Annotated in this window: 24 protein-coding genes; 14 read left to right on the top strand and 10 right to left on the bottom strand. The window is 59.0% G+C overall.

Going from position 1 to position 19,130, the window contains the following annotated elements:
* Positions 1-124 precede the first annotated feature (124 nt).
* From IAI51_RS01240 to IAI51_RS01225, 4 genes are all read right to left on the bottom strand, one after another.
* Positions 125-1,027, bottom strand: coding sequence for an alpha/beta fold hydrolase (locus tag IAI51_RS01240; RefSeq protein WP_187676819.1), 903 nt, complete (start codon positions 1,025-1,027; stop codon positions 125-127).
* A complete protein-coding gene (locus IAI51_RS01235; RefSeq protein WP_187676818.1) occupies positions 1,027-1,809 on the bottom strand; it encodes a class II aldolase/adducin family protein in 783 nt (260 codons plus the stop codon). Before IAI51_RS01235 ends, IAI51_RS01240 begins: the two co-directional genes overlap by 1 nt.
* 131 nt (positions 1,810-1,940) lie before the next feature.
* Positions 1,941-2,627, bottom strand: a complete 687-nt coding sequence (locus IAI51_RS01230; protein ID WP_187676817.1) for an LrgB family protein — start codon at positions 2,625-2,627, stop codon at positions 1,941-1,943.
* Entirely contained in the window at positions 2,617-3,003 is a 387-nt protein-coding gene (locus IAI51_RS01225) for a CidA/LrgA family protein (RefSeq protein WP_187676816.1), read from the bottom strand. Before IAI51_RS01225 ends, IAI51_RS01230 begins: the two co-directional genes overlap by 11 nt.
* Before the next feature lie 98 nt (positions 3,004-3,101).
* Between IAI51_RS01225 and IAI51_RS01220 the strand changes: the two genes are divergently transcribed.
* Positions 3,102-3,989 carry a LysR family transcriptional regulator gene (locus IAI51_RS01220; protein WP_187676815.1) on the top strand — a complete coding sequence of 296 codons (888 nt, stop codon included), beginning with the start codon at positions 3,102-3,104 and terminating at the stop codon, positions 3,987-3,989.
* Here the strand turns inward: IAI51_RS01220 and IAI51_RS01215 are convergent.
* Positions 3,979-4,434, bottom strand: coding sequence for a flavodoxin (locus IAI51_RS01215; protein ID WP_187676814.1), 456 nt, complete (start codon positions 4,432-4,434; stop codon positions 3,979-3,981). The genes IAI51_RS01220 and IAI51_RS01215 overlap by 11 nt on opposite strands.
* 153 nt (positions 4,435-4,587) lie before the next feature.
* On the opposite strand from IAI51_RS01215, the gene IAI51_RS01210 reads away from it, so the two are divergent.
* Entirely contained in the window at positions 4,588-5,064 is a 477-nt protein-coding gene (locus tag IAI51_RS01210) for a PAS domain-containing protein (RefSeq protein ID WP_187676813.1), read from the top strand.
* Between the two features lie 54 nt (positions 5,065-5,118).
* Entirely contained in the window at positions 5,119-5,724 is a 606-nt protein-coding gene (locus IAI51_RS01205; protein ID WP_187676812.1) for a hypothetical protein, read from the top strand.
* A gap of 3 nt (positions 5,725-5,727) precedes the next feature.
* Here IAI51_RS01205 and IAI51_RS01200 read toward each other — a convergent pair whose 3' ends face one another.
* Entirely contained in the window at positions 5,728-6,687 is a 960-nt protein-coding gene (locus IAI51_RS01200; protein ID WP_187676811.1) for a MerR family transcriptional regulator, read from the bottom strand.
* A gap of 188 nt (positions 6,688-6,875) precedes the next feature.
* Between IAI51_RS01200 and IAI51_RS01195 the strand changes: the two genes are divergently transcribed.
* The 6 genes from IAI51_RS01195 (at position 6,876) to IAI51_RS01170 (ending at position 9,883) form a co-directional block, all read left to right on the top strand.
* Positions 6,876-7,451: an antibiotic biosynthesis monooxygenase gene (locus IAI51_RS01195; protein ID WP_187676810.1), complete on the top strand. Its 576-nt coding sequence runs from the start codon at positions 6,876-6,878 to the stop codon at positions 7,449-7,451.
* A gap of 71 nt (positions 7,452-7,522) precedes the next feature.
* Positions 7,523-8,233, top strand: a complete 711-nt coding sequence (gene folM, locus IAI51_RS01190; protein WP_187676809.1) for a dihydromonapterin reductase — start codon at positions 7,523-7,525, stop codon at positions 8,231-8,233.
* A gap of 21 nt (positions 8,234-8,254) precedes the next feature.
* Positions 8,255-8,815: a GTP cyclohydrolase I FolE gene (gene folE, locus IAI51_RS01185; protein ID WP_187676808.1), complete on the top strand. Its 561-nt coding sequence runs from the start codon at positions 8,255-8,257 to the stop codon at positions 8,813-8,815.
* Positions 8,816-9,187, top strand: a complete 372-nt coding sequence (gene folX, locus IAI51_RS01180) for a dihydroneopterin triphosphate 2'-epimerase (RefSeq protein WP_053117178.1) — start codon at positions 8,816-8,818, stop codon at positions 9,185-9,187. It abuts the gene before it with no gap.
* A 68-nt stretch (positions 9,188-9,255) separates the two neighbouring features.
* Positions 9,256-9,552: a DUF1244 domain-containing protein gene (locus IAI51_RS01175; protein WP_187676807.1), complete on the top strand. Its 297-nt coding sequence runs from the start codon at positions 9,256-9,258 to the stop codon at positions 9,550-9,552.
* A complete protein-coding gene (locus tag IAI51_RS01170) occupies positions 9,545-9,883 on the top strand; it encodes a HopJ type III effector protein (RefSeq protein ID WP_187676806.1) in 339 nt (112 codons plus the stop codon). Before IAI51_RS01175 ends, IAI51_RS01170 begins: the two co-directional genes overlap by 8 nt.
* Before the next feature lie 102 nt (positions 9,884-9,985).
* Here IAI51_RS01170 and trxB read toward each other — a convergent pair whose 3' ends face one another.
* The gene (trxB, locus tag IAI51_RS01165) at positions 9,986-10,948 is read right to left on the bottom strand and encodes a thioredoxin-disulfide reductase (protein WP_095190882.1); all 963 of its coding nucleotides are present in this window, start codon (positions 10,946-10,948) and stop codon (positions 9,986-9,988) included.
* A gap of 311 nt (positions 10,949-11,259) precedes the next feature.
* On the opposite strand from trxB, the gene cysZ reads away from it, so the two are divergent.
* Together cysZ and IAI51_RS01155 are read left to right on the top strand one after the other, a co-directional pair.
* Positions 11,260-12,012 (top strand): sulfate transporter CysZ, encoded by a 753-nt coding sequence (cysZ, locus tag IAI51_RS01160; protein ID WP_187676805.1) that lies wholly within the window; start codon positions 11,260-11,262, stop codon positions 12,010-12,012.
* 40 nt (positions 12,013-12,052) lie between these two features.
* Positions 12,053-13,252, top strand: coding sequence for a glycosyltransferase family 4 protein (locus IAI51_RS01155; RefSeq protein WP_187676804.1), 1,200 nt, complete (start codon positions 12,053-12,055; stop codon positions 13,250-13,252).
* A gap of 126 nt (positions 13,253-13,378) precedes the next feature.
* Here IAI51_RS01155 and IAI51_RS01150 read toward each other — a convergent pair whose 3' ends face one another.
* The 3 genes from IAI51_RS01150 to IAI51_RS01140 all read right to left on the bottom strand — a co-directional run bounded on the left by IAI51_RS01150 (position 13,379) and on the right by IAI51_RS01140 (position 15,731).
* Positions 13,379-14,482 carry an NADH:flavin oxidoreductase gene (locus IAI51_RS01150; RefSeq protein ID WP_187676803.1) on the bottom strand — a complete coding sequence of 368 codons (1,104 nt, stop codon included), beginning with the start codon at positions 14,480-14,482 and terminating at the stop codon, positions 13,379-13,381.
* 156 nt (positions 14,483-14,638) lie between these two features.
* Positions 14,639-15,121, bottom strand: coding sequence for a glutathione peroxidase (locus IAI51_RS01145; RefSeq protein ID WP_187676802.1), 483 nt, complete (start codon positions 15,119-15,121; stop codon positions 14,639-14,641).
* A 124-nt stretch (positions 15,122-15,245) separates the two neighbouring features.
* On the bottom strand, positions 15,246-15,731 hold the full coding sequence (locus IAI51_RS01140; protein ID WP_187676801.1) for a peptidylprolyl isomerase: 486 nt from the start codon (positions 15,729-15,731) through the stop codon (positions 15,246-15,248).
* Here IAI51_RS01140 and IAI51_RS01135 point away from each other — a divergent pair.
* The 3 genes from IAI51_RS01135 to IAI51_RS01125 are packed head-to-tail and all read left to right on the top strand — an operon-like array spanning position 15,700 to position 19,092.
* Positions 15,700-16,026 carry a DUF3565 domain-containing protein gene (locus tag IAI51_RS01135; RefSeq protein ID WP_187676800.1) on the top strand — a complete coding sequence of 109 codons (327 nt, stop codon included), beginning with the start codon at positions 15,700-15,702 and terminating at the stop codon, positions 16,024-16,026. The two genes, IAI51_RS01140 and IAI51_RS01135, sit on opposite strands and share 32 nt — an antisense overlap.
* A 60-nt stretch (positions 16,027-16,086) precedes the next feature.
* Complete coding sequence (gene pta / locus IAI51_RS01130; RefSeq protein WP_187676799.1) at positions 16,087-18,186, top strand: phosphate acetyltransferase; 2,100 nt, start codon at positions 16,087-16,089, stop codon at positions 18,184-18,186.
* Positions 18,187-19,092 (top strand): acyltransferase, encoded by a 906-nt coding sequence (locus IAI51_RS01125; RefSeq protein WP_187676798.1) that lies wholly within the window; start codon positions 18,187-18,189, stop codon positions 19,090-19,092.
* Positions 19,093-19,130: the final 38 nt, after the last annotated feature.

Genomic DNA, 19,130 nt, shown 5'->3' with positions numbered 1-19,130 from the left:
GAGTGTCAGGCACGGAGCTTTCGGTCACAACAAACACGGCTGGGGCTGAATGGTGCGCGATAAGGCTGGGGGATGATGCGGAGCCAGATCAATAGATCGCCGCCGGCTGCGATCTATTGATCTTTCAGGAGCACGCCACTTTGCGCGGTGGCAGCACGAAGCGTTCGCGAAACGCCAGGTAATGCTTGAGCACCTGCGCCGGCGCTTCGGTCTGCGGATAGTGGCCGATGCCTGGCAACAGCACGGTGTCTGCATCGGCAATCAGTTCGCGGTAACGCTCGACCATGTGAACGCCAGAGATCGGATCGACTTCACCATCGATTACCCGCAACGGCACTTCACCGCGCTGCATCGCCGCCACCCAGCGGTCACGTTGCACGCGGCGCTCAGGAATGTAGCCGATCAGTTTGTGCATGATCCGCGGGCCGTGATTGCTGTCGATCAGGCTCCAAAAATCATCCAGTTCGCTTTCGCTTGGGCCGGTCTGCGGGCCGAAGATCTGGCGGAAGCTTTTCACCAGCGCGTCGCGGGTAAACGCGCGGCCGATCATCCAGCCCAATGGGCTGAGCAGCAGTTTTTGCATTAATACGGGGCGATGGGTCTCCGGGAACAACCCACCGTTGAGAAACACGCAACTGGCAACCTCGATCTGCTCTTCGTAATGCCGCGCGAGCAGTTCCTGCGCGACGCTATCGCCATAGTCGTGAGCGAGGATGTGCACCGGTTGCTCGACCTGCAAATGTGCAAGCAACGCCTGTTGCAGATCGGCCTGCTCAAGAAGGCTGTAGCTGTGATTGACCGGTTTGGCCGAATCGCCGAAACCGAGCATGTCGCAAGCGATCACCCGATAACGCTGGGCCAGTGGCTGCCACAGGTAATGCCAGTCCCAACTGGCGGTCGGGAAGCCGTGGATCAGCAGCAGCGGCTCGCCCTGCCCCGTCGTCCAGTAACGGATCGGCTGGCCACGAAAGACAAACGTCTGGCTGCGTTTGCGCCAGACACACAGAGGAATCTCGGCAAGAGGCATTAGAGTTTATATCCGGGGTCTTGTTTATCGAGTTTGCGCAGCAGCGCCGGCCAGGCCAGCGCGCCACCCATGCCTTGAGCACTTTTGGTGACGCCGGCGATCATCGCCTTGGCGCCCGCCAGAATCTGCGGTTCGATGGCGATGAGTTCAGCGCCGCCGGTCTGCGCCATCACCTGGATGTCGCAGGCGCGCTGGAAGGTGAACATCATCAGAAAGGTATCGGCGATGGTGCCGCCACAAGTCAGCAGACCGTGGTTGTGCAGCATCAGGAAATTGTTCTCGCCCAGGTCGGATTGCAAGCGCGCCTTCTCTTCGTGGTTCAGCGCAACACCTTCATAGCCGTGATAGGCCAGGCTCGACAGCACGAACAATGATTGCTGGCTAATCGGCAACACGCCCTGCTTCTGCGCCGACACCGCCACACCCGAGGCCGTGTGTGTATGCAGCACGCAAACCACATCGTGCCGTACTTCGTGTACGGCGCTGTGAATGGTGTAACCCGCCGGGTTTATTTCGTAAGGGCTGTCCATGAGTTTGTTGCCGGCCTGATCGACTTTCACCAGGCTCGACGCAGTGATTTCGTGGAACATCAGGCCGAACGGATTGATCAGGAAATCTTCGGTGCCCGGCACCTTGGCGGAAATATGGGTGAAGATCAGATCGTCCCACCCATGCAATGCGACCAGACGATAACAGGCGGCGAGATCGACTCGGGTCTGCCATTCCGCGGCGCTGACCTGGTCTTTGACATTAAGGGACGATTGGACGGGGGCTACGCTCACTGTATGCACCTCTGCGTTCTTCTTGTTTTGCACGTCTGTGCAGTCTAGTCAGGCGCAGTCGATCGCGTAGTTGCATTGCCAGCCAGCTTGATGACTGAGCGGGTCAGCAACGCAAACACCTTGGATCCAGGTCAAAGCAACGACGCCAACAACGGCGCGGCGAACAGGTTGAGCAACCCGGTCAACACCATCACCAGCCCCGCCACAGAGCCTTCTTCACCGCCGACTTCGTGAGCGCGACTGACCCCGGCACCGTGCGCGCCGACACCGAACAGCGCGCCACGCGCCAAGGCGCTGCGCAATGGCAACCACTTCAAAAGCACGCCACCCAGCATCGCACCGAATACGCCAGTGAACATCACGAACACTGCGGTCAATTCCGGCACGCCACCCAAGTCCTGCGCCAGCGGCATGGCGAACGGCGTGGTGATCGAACGCGGCACCAGTGACATCGTTACCGAACTGTCCAGCGCCAACGCCTTGGCCAGGCCGAACGAGGTGCCGATCGATGCCGCACTGCCGGCGACCATGCCCAGCAGCAACGCTGGCCAGTGCCGCATCAGCAGGCGCCGCTGCTGCCAGATCGGCACGGCGAAGGCGACGGTGACCGGGCCAAGCACCAGCATCAGCCAATGGGTGTTGCTCGAATATTCGGCGTAAGCAGTGTGCAGCGGCACGGCGAGCGCCAGCAGCAGCACCGGTACCAGAATCAGCGGTGACAACAGGTATCGCCCGGTGCGGCGATAAATCCAGCGGCTGAACAGGTACGCCAACAGGGTGAAGGCGAGCCAGAACATCGGCATCAGTTCAAGCTTCATGGGAACGCCTCATGCGCACAGCCAACTCTACGGTGAACGCTGTCACCAGCATGACCATCAACGTGCTGGCGCCGATCACTAACAGAATCCGCCAGCCGTCATTGCGCAACAGCGCGCCGTAATCCAGCAGGCTCATAAGCGCCGGAATGAAAAACAGCAACATCTCGGCCATCAGTAAGCCTGCGCCCAGTTGCAGCGCTGCGGGATTGATCCAGCCAAAGGCGAACGTCAGCAGCAACAGCGCCATGCCGATCACGCCACCGGGAATCGGCAGGGCCAGCCAAGCGGCGAGTTGGCAGCCGAGCAGGTAGAGAGCGAGCAACACGGCCAGCTCAGCGAATAAACGGGAAAGATACTTAAGGGTGGCGGCGTTCATAGGGTTTTGCTCCTGACTGGAGCTTATTTTACGAAGCGACTCCTCATCCCCGAAGCGAATTGTTAGACTCAAAGCCATTCCAAAATGGAATCAGGCGAATGGAATTCAAACAACTACGCAGTTTTGTCGAAGTCATGCATCAGGGCGGGTTTACTCAAGCCGCGAAAACCATGCACATCAGTCAATCGGCGGTGAGTAAACAAGTCGCGCAACTGGAACAGAGCCTCGGCACGCCGTTGCTCGAACGGCTGGGTTCACAGTTGCGCCTGACCGCCGCCGGCAGCGTGGTACTGCAACGGGCCGAAGGCATGCTGCGCTTGCGCAATGAGTTGCTCGTTGAACTGGACGACCTCAGCCACCTGGCCCGTGGCGAATTACGCCTCGGTTTGCCACTGCTGGGCAGTGATGCACTGTTTGCCGGGCTGTTTGCCGAATACCGCCGACGCTATCCGAACATCAGCATTCAGTTGCTTGAGGGGGGTAGTCGCAACATTGAGCAAGCGGTGTTGAGCGGTGAACTGGAGTTGGGCGGCAGCCTGTTGCCGAAAGATCCACAGTTCGACTTTCAGCCGTTCTGCGACGAGAAACTCGACGTCCTGTTACCGATGGATCACCCATTGGCGACACGGGGTGAGATTGGTCTGGAGGAGTTGGCCGACACGCCGTTTCTGCTGTATCAGCGCAGCTTTGTGCTCAACGACCGCTTGCTGCAGGCCTGTCAGCAACTGGGTTTCACACCCAAAGAAGGTGGACGCAGTGGTCAGGCGGATTTTCTCGCGGCACTGGTGGCTGCCGGGCAAGGCGTGGTGCTGTTGCCCAGCGTGGTCGCGCGCGGCCTGGTGCGACCCGGCGTGGTGCGCCTGACCTTGCGAGCGCCGGACTATTTGCGCTGGGACATCGCGTTCATCTGGCGTCAGGGCGCTTATCTGTCGAACGCCGCACAAGCCTGGCTTTCCCTGTTGCGCGAGCGGCCGATCAGCCCTTGAGTGTATCGATCAGCTGCGCCAACCAAGGCTCGGCGTCAGTTTCCGGGGTGACGCTTTCGCTGGCGTCGATGCGCAGCATGTCCTGCGCTTCACGCAGGCCAAGCTCGGCGAACAGTTCACGCATTTGCTCACCGCCACCGCAAAAGGTATCGCCGTAGCTGGCATCGCCCAAGGCAATCACTGCGCCCGGCAAACCGCGCCAGGCGGCCGGCAATTGATCACGAATGGTCGAATACAGCGGTTGCAGATTGTCCGGCAATTCGCCCATGCCGGTGGTAGAAGTCACCGCGAGAAACGCTTCAGGCGCGAAAGACTGGATATCGGCCAGGCTGGCGCGCGGGTTGTAGAAGGTTTCAAAGCCGGCGGCTTTCAGCAGGTTCTGGGCGTGGCGGGCGACTTCTTCGGCGGTGCCGTAGACCGAACCGGAGAGGATGGCGACTTTCATCAATCTGATCCTGAAACTGAAAAAATGAGCGGCGATATTAACAGCCTGAGCCAAGAAGTTGCGATTGGCTCTCAATGCGCATTGCTGACCTGTAGACAGCTTCCACTGATCTTTTAAAATGCCTGCCACTGACAACTCTGAAAGGATTCAAAGATGATCAACGCCAGTCTGCTGCAATTGGTAATCAACGCATCAAACGACGGAATTGTGGTCGCGGAGAAGGAAGGTGAACAGGACAACATCCTGATTTACGTCAATCCGGCCTTCGAACGCATGACCGGTTACACCAGCGAGGAAATTCTCTATCAGGACTGCCGCTTTCTGCAGGCCGGAGACCGGGATCAAGAAAGTCTGGAGCTGATTCGCGAAACACTGCGCCGCAATGGTTCATGCCGGGAAATCCTGCGCAACTATCGCAAGGACGGCACGCCGTTCTGGAATGAACTGTCGGTGTCAACGGTGAAAAACGCCGATGACGGGCAGACGTACTTTATCGGGGTACAAAAGGACGTGACCGTTCAGGTCAAGGCACAGCAAAGAGTGGCACAATTGGAGGCGCAGGTCGCGGCCCTGCAAAGTGAACTGGCTGCATTGAAAGCGACGAACGGCGCAAACAAAACAGCGAACTGATGGTCAGTAACTACAATCACCAATGACTTTGTAACTATTACTTTCGAGCGCACCATGCAACGCGACGCCCTCCTGACCCAGGATGAGCTGGATTTCATCCAGACCATGCAGCACAACCCGCAATTGAACGTGCGGGATGCGACGTCGAGTCTATTGGTTAATGGTGGTTCGCAGATCCGTGATTTGCTCACGCGCCTGGCCGCTCATGAGCAAGTCACCATTCAGGCCAATTTCGAAAATCAACAGATGACTTTTCCACTGCACTTGGTGGAAGACGAGTTTCATGCGTTACATCTGCGCCTCGGCGTGCCGAGCATTTACGAAGATGGCCCGATGGTGCGCCCATGGCGGCTGACGCTCGAAGAGCCGGTGGCGCTGGAAAACGCCAAAGGCCAACCGGGCACGATGTGGGTTCACGAGGTTTCGCACAAAGGCGTACTGCTGGAAATGCGCAACAAGACCAAACCCCCCAAGCATTTCGCGTTGTGGTTCAGCCCTTCCGGCTATGAGCGGATTTCACTGCGCGGCCAATTCGAACGGGAAACCGAAAGCGGTTTCTACGCCTACGAACTGAGCCAAAGCGATGCGGATGAAACCGAACGCCTGCGCCAGTTCATTCTGCAACAACACCGCCTGACCCATCCCGCCCTGCACACCTGAGCCTCAGGTATCGAGCTTGCCTGCCAGTATCTGCATCAGACGCTGACGCATCGTTGCCCCTTCGTTGCCAACACATCCAATCGAAGTTCCGCTGAGGCTTTCCTGTGCCAGATCGGATGCATCCCCCGCCAGCAGCAACTGACAATCAAGACTCAAGGCCAACCGATTCAAACGCCGCGGCAATTCCGCAGCCGGTGCGTGATTGGAAAACAGCACCAGAGCCTGTGGCTTGATCTTCTCGCAAACCAGCGTCAACTCGTCGAACGGCTGGCCGGTGGTGAGCACCCGCACGCCCGAATCGCTGCTACTGAGAAACAGCGCAGCCACCAGCAATTCAAGTTCGCGGCACTGACCGGCCAGGGCACTGACAATGATCTTGCGCGGCTGTGAGCCGCGCAGAACGATGATTCGCTGCAGCACCCGCGCGCGCAGGTATCCATCGAGAAACAGCCACTCACTGGTTTGCCCAAAGGCTTCCTGACGCTGCAGCAATTGCCGCCAGAGCGGCATCAAGATGTCTTGAAACACCACCGGCAAAGCGTACGAAGAAAAGATCTGACCATAAACCCGATCCAGTTCGAAATCGTCGAAAGCACTGACCGCACGTTGCAACTGGTGCTGCCATTGCTGGTAGTCGGCCTGCACCAAATCATCGGGGATGATGTGTGCGAGCACCTTCAGCGGTTCGGTTTTAGCGAGGATCTTGCCAATCTTGCTGACCGCCACACCTCGGTCGATCCACTCGACGATGCTGCGAACGCGCTCGATATCTGACATCGAATACAAGCGATGCCCACTTTCGGTGCGCGTGGGTTGAATCAAACCGTAGCGCCGCTCCCAAGCGCGCAGGGTGACCGGGTTGACACCGGTCAACCGTGAAACTTCCCGAATGGGGAAAAGATCTTCGCGCTCGAGCGCAACAGATGCCTGCGAGGCAGGGCTGACGTCCGTCATGACAGGCATAGTACGTTCAACGTCCTTGTGGGCTTTGGATCCTATTCTAACCCCGCGATGATCTGCGACGAAAGCCACTGGTTTAATCAGGAAAATAAGGAATAATCCTTGCTAGTTGAAAAACGCAGGCCACTACCCCGGCCTGCGTCAGGCGAAACTCCTACCCGGAGCGACGCACCGAGATACGGAGATACATAATGTCTACTTCACCCGTTACGCTAATGGTCGCGCGCCGCGTCGCCGATGGCCGCTATCAGGATCTGATCATCTGGCTGCGCGAAGGCGAACAATTGGCCACCGACTTTCCCGGCTATCTGGGCTCCGGCGTGCTCGCCCCGCCGCCCGGCGATAACGAATTCCAGATCATTTTCCGCTTTGTCGATGAGCAGACTTTGCATGCGTGGGAGCATTCGGCTTCGCGTACAGCGTGGCTGGACCGTGGCAGCGATCTGTTTGCACACCCGAAAGAACACCGCGTCAGCGGCATCGAGGGCTGGTTCGGAACGGGCGCAATCGGTGCACGTCCGCCGCGCTGGAAACAGGCCGTTGCGATCTGGCTGGCATTCTTTCCGGTATCACTGCTGTTCAACTTTGTCCTCGGCCCGCTCCTCGCTGACATGAGTCTGTTGCCACGGGTGTTGATCAGCACGGCCTGCCTGACGCCACTGATGGTTTACTTCTTTATTCCCTTGTCGACACGGTTGTTGGGGAACTGGTTGAACGGTGCGCCAACGCGACCCTTGCCTGTTACGCCGTCAACACAAAATCGTTAAGGCAAGCCGCCGTAGTTCCAAGGCACGCGTCGCTGGTATAGTTTTCGCTCCAACCGCGATGCGAGCCACTCATGACCACAAATTGCGCCCCGATCCTGATCACCGGTGCCGGCCAGCGCGTCGGTCTGCATTGCGCGCAACGTTTGCTGGAAGACGGCCACCCGGTGATCTTCACCTACCGCAGTGAACGTCCCGGCGTGCAAATGCTGCGGGATCTGGGTGCCGTTGGTGTATTTGCGGACTTTTCCAGCGAAACGACCATCCTGGCATTTATCGCTGAATTGAAAGCCCTCACCGACAGCCTGCGGGCGATCGTGCACAACGGCTCCGAATGGCTGGCGGAAACTCCGGACAGTGAAGCCGAAGCGTTCAGCCGCATGTTCAACATTCACATGCTCGCTCCCTACCTGATCAACCTGCACTGCGCCGGTTTGCTCCAGCAATCGACGCCCGCCGACATCATCCACATCAGCGACGATGTCACCCGCAAGGGCAGCAGCAAGCACATCGGTTACTGCGCGAGCAAAGCCGGGCTCGACAGCCTGACCCTGTCCTTCGCCGCCCGCTACGCGCCAGCAATCAAGGTCAACGGCATCGCGCCGGCCCTGCTATTGTTCAATCCCGACGACGACGCGGCGTACCGCGCCAAGGCCCTGGCCAAATCCGCGCTGGGCATCGAACCCGGCAGCGAAGTGATCTACCAAAGCCTGCGCTATCTGCTCGATAACTCGTATGTCACCGGCACGACCCTGACCGTCAACGGCGGGCGGCACGTCAAATAAGCCCGCCCGCGAGGATGTTCCATGACCCGCTCCCTGCCCGAGAATTACCGCGAAATCCTCATCGGCCTCGGTGAAGACCCCGACCGCGAAGGATTACTCGACACTCCGGTACGTGCGGCCAAGGCCATGCAATACCTGTGTCACGGTTATGAGCAGAGCGTCGACGCGATCGTCAATGGCGCACTGTTTGCTTCGGACAGCGATGAGATGATCATCGTCGCTGACATCGAGTTGTACTCGTTGTGCGAACATCACCTGCTGCCCTTCATCGGCAAGGCCCATGTGGCGTATATTCCGACCGGCAAAGTGTTGGGGTTGTCGAAGATAGCGCGACTGGTGGACATGTTCGCCCGACGCTTGCAGATTCAGGAAAATCTCACCCGGCAAATCGCCGATGCGGTGCAACAGGTCACTGATGCCGCCGGCGTTGCCGTGGTCATTGAGGCCAGACACATGTGCATGATGATGCGCGGTGTCGAGAAACAGAATTCGACCATGAACACCTCGGTCATGCTTGGCGCTTTTCGCGACTCGAGCAACACCCGCCAGGAGTTCCTGCAATTGATTGGACGGAGCAAATAAATGCCACAACTTCAACCGGGAATGGCGCGCATCCGGGTCAAGGATCTGCGCTTGCGCACCTTTATCGGGATCAACGAGGACGAGATCCTCAACAAGCAGGATGTGCTGATCAACGTCACCATTCTGTACGCCGCGCAGGAAGCGGTGCGTGATAACGACATCGACCATGCACTCAATTACCGCACCATCACCAAGGCGATCATCGCCCATGTCGAGGGCAACCGCTTTGCGCTGCTTGAACGACTGACTCAGGAATTGCTCGACCTGGTGATGAGCAACGGTTCAGTGCTGTACGCCGAAGTCGAAGTCGACAAGCCGCACGCGCTGCGTTTTGCCGAATCGGTGTCGATCACCCTCGCCGCCAGCCGCTGAGCGAGTCTGGCGCATTGGTCGCCAGACTTTTATCATCCGCGCCACGTATTGACTGCACAGAGCCCATCATGACCGAGCAACAACGCCTCGAACTCGAAGCCGCCGCCTTCCGCCGGCTGGTTGCGCACCTGGACAGCCGCAAGGACGTGCAGAACATCGACCTGATGAACCTTGCCGGGTTCTGCCGCAACTGCCTGTCGAAGTGGTACAAGGCCGAAGCCGACGAGCGCCAGATCGAAGTCAGCCTCGACGACGCCCGCGAAGTGGTTTACGGCATGCCGTACGCCGAGTGGAAAGCCCAGTTTCAGCAAGAAGCCAACGCCGAACAACAAGCAGCGTTCGCCAAAGGAAAACCCAATGAATGATCTGAACACCCTGCGCGCCAGCCTCAAAAGCGGCGAACACGTTTTCGCCGACACCCTGGCCTTCATCGCCGCCGGTTACGACTACCAGCCTCAGGCATTCAACAACGGTGGCGTGGAGAACGCCGCCGGGCAGAACGAAGGTTCGTGCAAGACCTTGGGTCTGGCGCTGCTGGAAGGCTTGAGCAATGAGGAAGCGCTGCTGGCGTTTGGCGAACATTACCGTTCGGTGGTGGCCACGCCTGAGGGCAGTGATCACGGCAATATTCGTGCGTTGATCGCTAGTGGTCTGGCCGGTGTGAAGTTCACCGCGCCGCCCCTGACCCGCCGCTAATCTCAGCCCCATTACATTCCCTGTGGGAGCGAGCTTGCTCGCTCCCACATTTGAATGAACATAAAAAAACCGGCCGAAGCCGGTTTTTTTATGCCTGCGATCTTAGAACGAAGCGTTCTGCAGACCGTCCAGGTAACGCTCGGTGTCCAGTGCCGCCATGCAGCCAGCGCCGGCCGAGGTGATGGCCTGACGGTAAACGTGGTCAGCCACGTCACCGGCGGCGAAGATGCCTTCAACGCTGGTCGCAGTGGCGTTGCCGTCACGACCGCCCTGCACCACCAGATAACCGTCCTTCAAAGTCAACTGGCCTTCGAACAGCGAAGTGTTCGGGGTGTGGCCGATGGCGATGAACACGCCGTCGACTTTGATTTCGTCGAAGCTGCCGTCGTTGTTCTTCAGACGCGCACCGGTCACGCCCATGTTGTCGCCCAGGACTTCGTCCAGATTGGCGTTCAACTTGAGGATGATCTTGCCTTCAGCCACACGGGCATTGAGCTTGTCGATCAGGATCTTCTCGGCGCGGAAGGTTTCGCGACGGTGGATCAGGGTCACGGTGCTGGCGATGTTGGCCAGGTACAGCGCTTCTTCAACAGCAGTGTTGCCGCCACCGACCACTGCAACAGGCTTGTTGCGATAGAAGAAACCGTCGCAGGTCGCGCAGGCCGAAACGCCTTTGCCCATGAACGCTTCTTCCGACGGCAGGCCCAGGTAACGAGCGCTGGCGCCGGTGGCGATGATCAGGGCGTCGCAAGTGTAGGTCGCGCTATCGCCAGTCAGGCTGTACGGCTTGGAAGCGAAGTCCACGGCGTTGATGTGATCAAACACGATCTCGGTTTCAAAACGCTCGGCGTGCTCGCGCATCCGCTCCATCAGTACCGGACCGGTCAGACCGTGAACATCGCCCGGCCAGTTGTCGACTTCGGTGGTGGTGGTCAGTTGACCGCCAGCCTGCATGCCGGTGATCAGCAGTGGTTTGAGGTTGGCACGGGCGGCATAGACCGCAGCGCTGTAACCGGCAGGGCCGGAACCGAGAATAATCACTCGCGAATGACGGACTTCAGACATGACCTGCTCCTGTTGACCGGGCCGAAAAACTGGCGCGGAACGCCGGACTGCCGGCGGGAATAAAAAAGGACCGTGGATAACCTTGGGGAAGGTATGAGCTCGACAGTCCTGTAAAAAGTTGGGTGCAGCGTATCGAGGGGGGCAAGATTAAGGAAATACGGTTTAACAATCCAGCTCATAGGTGGTCTCTATGCCGACACACTGACGAGATGGACGTCTTTGTTACAGTGGATGTCGATCACTCTGCCGCGCTTTCGCAGCCATTGCAAAGTCGGTAAGGTCGGCGCGTTTTCCCTTGCTCGGAGCACCTTATGCCCGCCCCTGTTCTGTCCGGCCCGCAATACCTGCGCGAAGGCCTCAAACTGGTCCTTAGCCCCAGCCTGCGATTGTTTGTGCTGCTGCCGCTGGCCATCAACCTGGTGCTGTTCGTCGGATTGATCTATCTGGCCGGCCACCAGTTCAGCCTGTGGGTCGATACGCTGATGCCGTCGCTGCCCGAATGGCTGAGCTTTCTCAGCTACATCCTGTGGCCGCTGTTTGTCGTGCTCGTCGCACTGATGGTGTTTTTCAGCTTCACCATGCTCGCCAACATCATTGCAGCGCCCTTCAACGGCTTCCTCGCGGAAAAGGTCGAAGTGGTGGTACGCGGCACCGATGACTTCCCCGCCTTCAGCTGGGGCGAACTGATCGCGATGGTCCCGCGTACCCTCGCTCGGGAAATGCGCAAGCTTGGCTACTTCCTGCCGCGTGCGATCGGATTGTTCATTCTCTCGTTCATCCCGGTAGTGAACATCATCGCCGCGCCCCTGTGGCTATTGTTTGGCGTGTGGATGATGGCGATCCAGTACATCGACTACCCGGCAGACAACCACAAACTCGGCTGGAACGAAATGCTCGCCTGGCTGCGGCAGAAGCGCTGGCAGAGCATGAGCTTTGGCGGGATCGTCTACCTGGTACTGCTGATTCCGGTGGTCAACATCCTGATGATGCCTGCAGCTGTGGCCGGGGCGACTTTGTTCTGGGTACGTGAGCGTGGTGCCGAGAATCTGGTGACTCAGCGCTAGACCCGTCACAAATCCATCATCAGAATGTCACAAGCACGACATGGCCTCAGCCGACACTGAGGTCATGACGACAGCTCTGCATATCACTCTGATCACTGAAACCTTCCCACCGGAAATCAACGGCGTGGCCAACACCCTTGGCCGCTTGTGCGACGGATTGCGCGCGCGTGGGCACCAGGTCGAATTGGTGCGCCCACGTCAGGTCGACGATCCACAGCGCAATGAAGACGACGCCCTGCTGCTGTGCCGGGGTTGGCCGTTACCGGGCTATCCAGGGCTGCAATGGGGTCAATCGTCGATGCACAAATTGCTGCGACGCTGGAAGCGCCAGCGCCCGGATGTGCTGTATATCGCGACTGAAGGGCCGCTCGGTTTGTCGGCGTTGCGGGCAGCGCGGCGACTGGGAATCTCGGTGGTCAGCGGTTTTCATACGAATTTCCAGCAATACACCAGTCAGTACGGCCTCGGGTTGCTGACCCGGATGCTGACGCACTATCTGCGCTGGTTTCACAACCGTTCGGCACTGACGCTGGTGCCGAGCGTGAGCCAGCGCCTGGAGCTGGAGCGTCGGCATTTCGAGCGTCTGGCGCTACTGTCCCGAGGTGTGGACAGCCAGTTGTTTCATCCGGCCAAGCGTTTGAACGCTCTGCGTGAGCAATGGGGATTGGGCGAGCGAGACATTGCGGTGATTCATGTAGGACGGCTCGCGCCGGAGAAAAACCTTGGCTTGCTCAAACGCAGCTTCGAAAAACTGCGGAGCACTTATCCACAGCGCAATCTGAAGCTGATCGTGGTCGGCGACGGGCCGCAACGAATGGCATTGGAAAAGGATCTGCCCGACGCGATCTTCTGCGGCTCACAGCGCGGTGAAGCGTTGGCGGCGCACTATGCGTCGGGCGATGTGTTTCTGTTTCCGAGCCTGACCGAAACTTTTGGCAACGTCGTGCTGGAAGCACTGGCCTCAGGACTTGGGGTGGTCGCTTACGATCAGGCAGCAGCGGCGCAGCATATTCGCCATGGCTACAACGGCGTGCTGGCAATGCCCGGCGATGAAGAAGCGTTTTGCGATGCAGCGGCGTGGTTGCTTGAGGAAGAAGAAACGTTACGTTGCGTGCGCCTGAATGCCCGGCAGCATGCGAGTCGCCAAGGGTGGGCGGCGATCATTGAGCAGTTTGAAAGTCACTTGCGGGGGGCGTGTGTGGGGGAGCAGGTGGTGCCGAATGCTCAGACATTGCCCTGAATCTTTACTGACAGTGAAGGCGTCATCGCAAGCAGGCTCACTCCTACATTGATCGCATTTCATAAGGAAGAACACGGTCAATGGCAGGAGTGAGCCTGCTCGCGATAGCGTCAGTGAGAGCGCCCGTTAAACCAGCGTCATCAACGCCTCACGGCTGAACGGCAGAATGTCCTGCTCACGCCCTTCGCGTACTTTCAGCGCCCAGTCCGGATCGACCAGCAGCGCACGGCCCACCGCCACCAGATCAAACTCCTCTTTGTTCAGACGCTCCAGCAGGTTCTCCAGACTGGCTGGTTGAGCAACCTTGTCGGTGTTAACCATGAACTGCAGGAACTCACCATCCAGGCCGACGCTGCCGACAGTGATGGTCGGTTTGCCAGTCAGTTTGCGCGTCCATCCGGCCAGGTTCAGCTCGGAGCCGTCGAATTCCGGTTCCCAGAAGCGGCGAGTCGAGCAGTGGAAAATATCCACACCTGCGTCGGACAACGGTTTGAGGAACTCGCCCAACGCTTCCGGTGTTTGCACCAGACGCGCGGTGTAGTCCTGCTGCTTCCACTGCGAGAAACGGAAGATGATCGGGAAACCTTCTCCGACCGCCGCACGCACCGCTTGAATCAGTTCGATGGCGAAACGCGAACGGTTGGCCAGGCTGCCACCGTATTCGTCGGTGCGCTGGTTGCTGCCTTCCCAGAAGAACTGGTCGACCAGATAACCATGGGCGCCGTGGATTTCGACGCCGTCCATGCCAATGCTTTGCGCATCCTTGGCCGCTTGGGCGAAGGCGGCGATGACGTCCTGGATATCCTGTTTGGTCATCCCGTGCACGACGACCTGACCATCCTTGAGTTTTTCCGTCGGGCCATAACCCGGCACGCTGGCGTCCGGCTCGGTGCCGATGCGACGAACACTGCCGACGTGCCACAGTTGCGGAACGATCTTGCCGCCCTCAGCGTGTACGGCATCGACCACTTTTTTCCAGCCGGCCAACGGCGCTTCACCAAAGAACTGCGGGACGTTCGGATAGCCGTTGGATGCCTGGTGGCCGACAGTGGTGCCTTCGGTGATGATCAGGCCCACACCCGCGGCTGCGCGGCGGCGGTAGTACTCGATGACCTTGGAGTTGGGTACGCCACCCGGGGAAAACGAACGGGTCATAGGCGCCATGACCACACGGGTCGGCAGTTCGAGGGCACCGAGGTGGAACGGTTTGAACAAGGCTTGAACGGGCATCGAAAGGCTCCACAAAAACGTTATCGAGGGCATAAAACTATATGACGGCGATAATATGTGTGAAGACATCAACGCGATAGCACTATTGATCTGAATGATTAAGGGACAAAAGGCAGGCAAAAAAAATCGCAGCTCAAGGGCTGCGATTTTCGTGTTTCAGCTCAACGCTTTTTCAATCGCGTGCACGATGGTCGGATCATCCGGCGCCGTGCGCGGCGAGAACCGGGCCAGCACCCGGCCGTCCTTGCCGAGCAGAAACTTTTCGAAATTCCAGGTGATATCACCGGGAAATTCCGCGCCCTCGCCCGCCAGCAGACGGTAGAGCTGATGACGGTCGTGACCGTTGACTTCGAGCTTGCTCGACAACGGGAACGTCACGCCATAGTTGAGGCTGCAGAACTCTTGAATTTCCTGTTCGGTGCCTGGTTCCTGACCGGCAAACTGGTTGCACGGCAGGCCCAACACACTGAAGCCTTTACCTTTGAATTGCTGATGGAGGTTTTCCAGCGCCGCATACTGTGGGGTCAAGCCGCATTTGGAGGCGACGTTGACCACCAGCACGACTTGGCCCTTGAAGGGCGCCAGCGGTAGCTCCTGACCATCCAGGGCTGTCAACTTAAGGTCGTGAAAAGCACTCATGACGAACTCCAGGATTCCCGTGTTCTACTCGAAACAGCCACTTGGCGAGGCCACCAAGGACAGCCGCGGACTAAAAAGGCGCCCGCAGGCGCCTCTCCAGTTCTCAAAAGCTTAGCGCAGAAAATCAGTGGTGATGGCCACCTTCGCCATGGACGTGGCCATGAGCGACTTCTTCCTGGCTGGCGTCACGGATAGCAACGATCTTCACTTTGAAGTTCAGGCGCTGACCGGCCAGAGGGTGGTTGCCGTCGACAGTCACGTCGTCGCCGTCCAGGTCACGGATAGTGACGATTTGCATTTGGCCGTCCGGCGCCGAAGCGTGGAACTGCATGCCGACTTCCAGCTCGTCAACGCCTTCGAACATGCTGCGGCTCAGGGTGCTGACCAGCTCAGCAGCGTATTCGCCGTAAGCGTCTTCTGGCTCAACGGAAACGTCCAGCTCGTCACCAACAGCTTTGCCTTCCAGAGCTTTTTCCAGGCCCGGGATGATGTTGCCTGCGCCTTGCAGGTAGACCAGCGGAGCGCCGCCGGCGGAGCTGTCGATGACCTCACCAGCGTCGTTGGTCAGGGTATAGTCGATGGAGACAGCCTTATTGGCGGCGATCAGCATGGGGCGAGACCTTTTGCATAAGAATATAGAAAGGCCAAGTTTAGCGAAGCAATCGCGCGAAAGCGAACACAACCCGGACAAACGGGATTCGACGATTAGCGGCTTCCATCAGGACGAAGACGGTCACTGGGTGGTCGAGCTTTCCTGTGGCCATACCCAACACCTGCGCCATCAGCCGCCATGGCAATCGCGAGCGTGGGTGCTGGACCCGGCGCAACGTATTGAAAAAATAGGCCAACCCTTTGCCTGCGGTTGGTGCGCACAAGGCTCGGTTAGCGATAACCTTGGCGACTGAATTTCGGCAGATCGTCAGCTATAGACGGCAGCCATTGCCATGCACCCTTAGAGAATTCGCATGCAAACTTTTTTTATCGCACCCACCGATTTTGGTGTGGGTCTGACCTCCATCAGCCTCGGGCTGGTGCGTACGCTTGAACGGGCCGGGCTGAAAGTCGGCTTCTTCAAACCGATTGCCCAGCCGCATCCCGGCGACACCGGCCCTGAGCGCTCCACCGAGCTGATGGCGCGCACCCACGGCCTGAAACCGCCGCAGCCGCTGGGTCTTGCCCATGTCGAGCGGATGCTCGGCGACGGTCAGCTCGATGAGTTGCTCGAAGAAATCATCGCCCTGTATCAGCAGGCCGCCGTCGGCAAAGACGTGCTGGTGGTTGAAGGCATGGTGCCGACCCGCAGCGCCAGTTACGCCGCGCGGGTCAATCTGCATCTGGCCAAAAGTCTCGATGCCGAGGTGATCCTGGTTTCGGCACCGGAAAACGAAGTGCTCGCCGAACTCTCCGGCCGCGTCGAACTGCAGGCGCAGTTGTTCGGTGGCCCGAAAGACCCGAAAGTCCTCGGCGTGATCCTCAACAAGGTCAAGACCTACGAGAGCATGGACGCCTTCGCCGCGCGTCTGAAGGAACATTCGCCACTTCTGCGCAGCGGTGATTTCCGCCTGCTCGGCTGCATCCCGTTCCAGCCGGAACTCAACGCGCCCCGTACTCGCGACGTCGCCGACCTGATGGGCGCGCAAGTGCTCAACGCTGGCGACTACGAAACCCGGCGCATGACCAAAATCATCATCTGCGCACGGACCATGCGCAACACTGTCGAGTTGCTCAAGCCCGGCGTGCTGGTGGTAACGCCGGGGGATCGCGACGACATCATCCTCGCCGTCAGCCTCGCCGCAATTAATGGCGTGCCGCTGGCAGGCCTGTTGCTGACCAGCGACACCCTGCCCGATCCGCGCATCATGGACTTGTGCCGAGGTGCCTTGCAGGCCGGTTTACCAGTGTTGTCGGTGAGCACAGGCTCTTACGACACCGCCAATCTGCTCAACGGCCTGAACAAGGAAATCCCGATCGACGACCGTGAGCGCGCGGAGATCATCACCGATTTCGTCGCCAGCCATCTCGATGCCAACTGGCTGCATCAGCGTTGCGGCACGCCAAGGGAAATGCGTCTGTCACCGGCCGTGTTCCGCTATCAATTGATCCAGCGCGCCCAGGCCGCGAACAAGCGCATCGTCCTGCCCGAAGGCAGCGAGCCATTCACCGTACAAGCGGCGGCGATCTGCCAGGAACGCGGGATTGCCCGCTGTGTGTTGCTGGCCAAACCCGAAGACGTCGAAGCCGTAGCCCGCGCCCAAGGCATTGTGTTGCCGCCGGGGCTGGAAATCCTCGACCCGGATCTGATCCGTGAGCGCTACGTCGAACCGATGGTCGCCCTGCGCAAAAGCAAAAGCCTCAACGCGCCGATGGCCGAGCAGCAACTGGAAGACACCGTAGTGATCGGCACGATGATGCTGGCGCTGGACGAAGTCGACGGGCTGGTCTCAGGTGTGATCAACACCACCGCCAACACCATCCGTCCGGCCCTTCAGCTGATTAAAACGGCGCCGGGCTGCACGCTGGTGTCCTCGGTGTTCTTCATGCTGTTTCCCGAAGAAGTGCTGGTCTACGGCGACTGCGTGATGAACCCGCACCCAAGCGCCGCCGAACTGGCAGAGATCGCCCTGCAAAGCGCCGACTCGGCGGCTGCGTTCGGCATTACCCCGCGCGTGGCGATGATCAGCTACTCCAGCGGTGAATCAGCCACGGGCGAAGAAGTCGAAAAGGTGCGTGAAGCCACCCTGCTCGCCCACGAGCAACAGCATTCGCTGCTGATCGACGGCCCGCTGCAATACGACGCCGCCGCCAACGAAACCGTGGCCCGGCAATTGGCGCCAAACAGCCAGGTAGCCGGTCGCGCGACAGTGTTCGTGTTCCCCGACCTCAACACCGGCAACACCACCCACAAAGCCGTGCAGCGCAGCGCCGACTGCGTCAGCCTAGGCCCGATGCTGCAAGGCCTGCGCAAACCGGTGAACGATCTGCCGCGCGGCGCGCAGGTCGACGACATCGTCTACACCATCGCACTCACCGCGATTCAAGCCGCCAACCGACCTATGGATGTGTAAATGTTGGACTTTCTACCTGCACCGCTGCGCGGTGTAATCGCCTCACTGCTGTTGGCGCTCAACACGATTCTGCTCTGCTCGTTTCTGTTTTGTGTGGCGTTGATCAAGGCCCTGCCGTTCGCGATCACCCAGCGCGTTGCCGGATGGCTGATGAGCCACACCCACGAAGCCTGGATCAGCAATAACAAAGGCTGGATGAACCTGGTGCGCCGCACCCGCTGGCACCTCAGCGGTCTGCAAGGCCTGGACTACAAGCACTCGTACCTGATCACCAGCAACCATCAGAGCTGGGTCGATATCCTGGTGCTGCAATACGTGCTCAACCGCCGCATCCAGCCGCTGAAATTCTTCCTCAAGCAGGAGCTGATCTGGGTCCCGGTGATCGGTCTGGCCTGGTGGGCGCTGGGCTTCCCGTTTATGAAGCGCTACTCCAAGGCCTACCTTGCAAAGCACCCGGAGAAAAAAGGTAAAGACCTGGAAACCACCCGCAAGACCTGCGCGAAGTTTCGCAACAACCCCGTGGGGATTTTCAACTTCGTCGAAGGCACGCGCTTCACTGAAAGCAAGCATGCTCAACAGCAATCACCCTTCAAATACCTGCTCAAGCCCAAAGCCGGCGGCATTGCCTTTGTGCTCGATGCCATGGGTGAACAGCTGGAATCGATCGTCAACGTGACCATCCACTATCCGGCCGGGCGTCCGGGATTCTGGGACCTGCTATGCGGCAACGTGCGGGACGTAGTGGTGCACTTTGAAGAGCTGAAGATCCCGCAGCAATTCATCGGCAAGAACTACGACCAGGACGGCGAATATCGCCTGCAGTTCCAGGGCTGGATCAACCAGCTGTGGCTGGACAAGGATGCGCTGCTGGAGCAAATGCACCGCGAATATCCAGCCAAACACTAACCCCCTGTGGGAGCGAGCATGCTCGCTCCCACAGTTTT

It is taken from the genome of Pseudomonas sp. N40(2020) (assembly GCF_014472415.1).
Taxonomy (GTDB): Bacteria; Pseudomonadota; Gammaproteobacteria; order Pseudomonadales; family Pseudomonadaceae; genus Aquipseudomonas.
This window is presented reverse-complemented; position numbering and strand designations above follow the sequence as displayed.

What these genes read in the sequence shown, in the direction of transcription:
- IAI51_RS01240 (WP_187676819.1), bottom strand. Translation starts at nt 1,027, where the DNA reads ATGCCTCTTGCCGAGATTCCTCTGTGTGTCTGGCGCAAACGCAGCCAG.
- IAI51_RS01230 (WP_187676817.1), bottom strand. Translation starts at nt 2,627, where the DNA reads ATGAAGCTTGAACTGATGCCGATGTTCTGGCTCGCCTTCACCCTGTTG.
- IAI51_RS01225 (WP_187676816.1), bottom strand. Translation starts at nt 3,003, where the DNA reads ATGAACGCCGCCACCCTTAAGTATCTTTCCCGTTTATTCGCTGAGCTG.
- IAI51_RS01220 (WP_187676815.1), top strand. Translation starts at nt 3,102, where the DNA reads ATGGAATTCAAACAACTACGCAGTTTTGTCGAAGTCATGCATCAGGGC.
- IAI51_RS01215 (WP_187676814.1), bottom strand. Translation starts at nt 4,434, where the DNA reads ATGAAAGTCGCCATCCTCTCCGGTTCGGTCTACGGCACCGCCGAAGAA.
- IAI51_RS01210 (WP_187676813.1), top strand. Translation starts at nt 4,588, where the DNA reads ATGATCAACGCCAGTCTGCTGCAATTGGTAATCAACGCATCAAACGAC.
- IAI51_RS01205 (WP_187676812.1), top strand. Translation starts at nt 5,119, where the DNA reads ATGCAACGCGACGCCCTCCTGACCCAGGATGAGCTGGATTTCATCCAG.
- IAI51_RS01200 (WP_187676811.1), bottom strand. Translation starts at nt 6,687, where the DNA reads ATGCCTGTCATGACGGACGTCAGCCCTGCCTCGCAGGCATCTGTTGCG.
- IAI51_RS01195 (WP_187676810.1), top strand. Translation starts at nt 6,876, where the DNA reads ATGTCTACTTCACCCGTTACGCTAATGGTCGCGCGCCGCGTCGCCGAT.
- folM (WP_187676809.1), top strand. Translation starts at nt 7,523, where the DNA reads ATGACCACAAATTGCGCCCCGATCCTGATCACCGGTGCCGGCCAGCGC.
- folE (WP_187676808.1), top strand. Translation starts at nt 8,255, where the DNA reads ATGACCCGCTCCCTGCCCGAGAATTACCGCGAAATCCTCATCGGCCTC.
- folX (WP_053117178.1), top strand. Translation starts at nt 8,816, where the DNA reads ATGCCACAACTTCAACCGGGAATGGCGCGCATCCGGGTCAAGGATCTG.
- IAI51_RS01175 (WP_187676807.1), top strand. Translation starts at nt 9,256, where the DNA reads ATGACCGAGCAACAACGCCTCGAACTCGAAGCCGCCGCCTTCCGCCGG.
- IAI51_RS01170 (WP_187676806.1), top strand. Translation starts at nt 9,545, where the DNA reads ATGAATGATCTGAACACCCTGCGCGCCAGCCTCAAAAGCGGCGAACAC.
- trxB (WP_095190882.1), bottom strand. Translation starts at nt 10,948, where the DNA reads ATGTCTGAAGTCCGTCATTCGCGAGTGATTATTCTCGGTTCCGGCCCT.
- cysZ (WP_187676805.1), top strand. Translation starts at nt 11,260, where the DNA reads ATGCCCGCCCCTGTTCTGTCCGGCCCGCAATACCTGCGCGAAGGCCTC.
- IAI51_RS01155 (WP_187676804.1), top strand. Translation starts at nt 12,053, where the DNA reads ATGGCCTCAGCCGACACTGAGGTCATGACGACAGCTCTGCATATCACT.
- IAI51_RS01150 (WP_187676803.1), bottom strand. Translation starts at nt 14,482, where the DNA reads ATGCCCGTTCAAGCCTTGTTCAAACCGTTCCACCTCGGTGCCCTCGAA.
- IAI51_RS01145 (WP_187676802.1), bottom strand. Translation starts at nt 15,121, where the DNA reads ATGAGTGCTTTTCACGACCTTAAGTTGACAGCCCTGGATGGTCAGGAG.
- IAI51_RS01135 (WP_187676800.1), top strand. Translation starts at nt 15,700, where the DNA reads ATGGAGACAGCCTTATTGGCGGCGATCAGCATGGGGCGAGACCTTTTG.
- IAI51_RS01140 (WP_187676801.1), bottom strand. Translation starts at nt 15,731, where the DNA reads ATGCTGATCGCCGCCAATAAGGCTGTCTCCATCGACTATACCCTGACC.
- pta (WP_187676799.1), top strand. Translation starts at nt 16,087, where the DNA reads ATGCAAACTTTTTTTATCGCACCCACCGATTTTGGTGTGGGTCTGACC.
- IAI51_RS01125 (WP_187676798.1), top strand. Translation starts at nt 18,187, where the DNA reads ATGTTGGACTTTCTACCTGCACCGCTGCGCGGTGTAATCGCCTCACTG.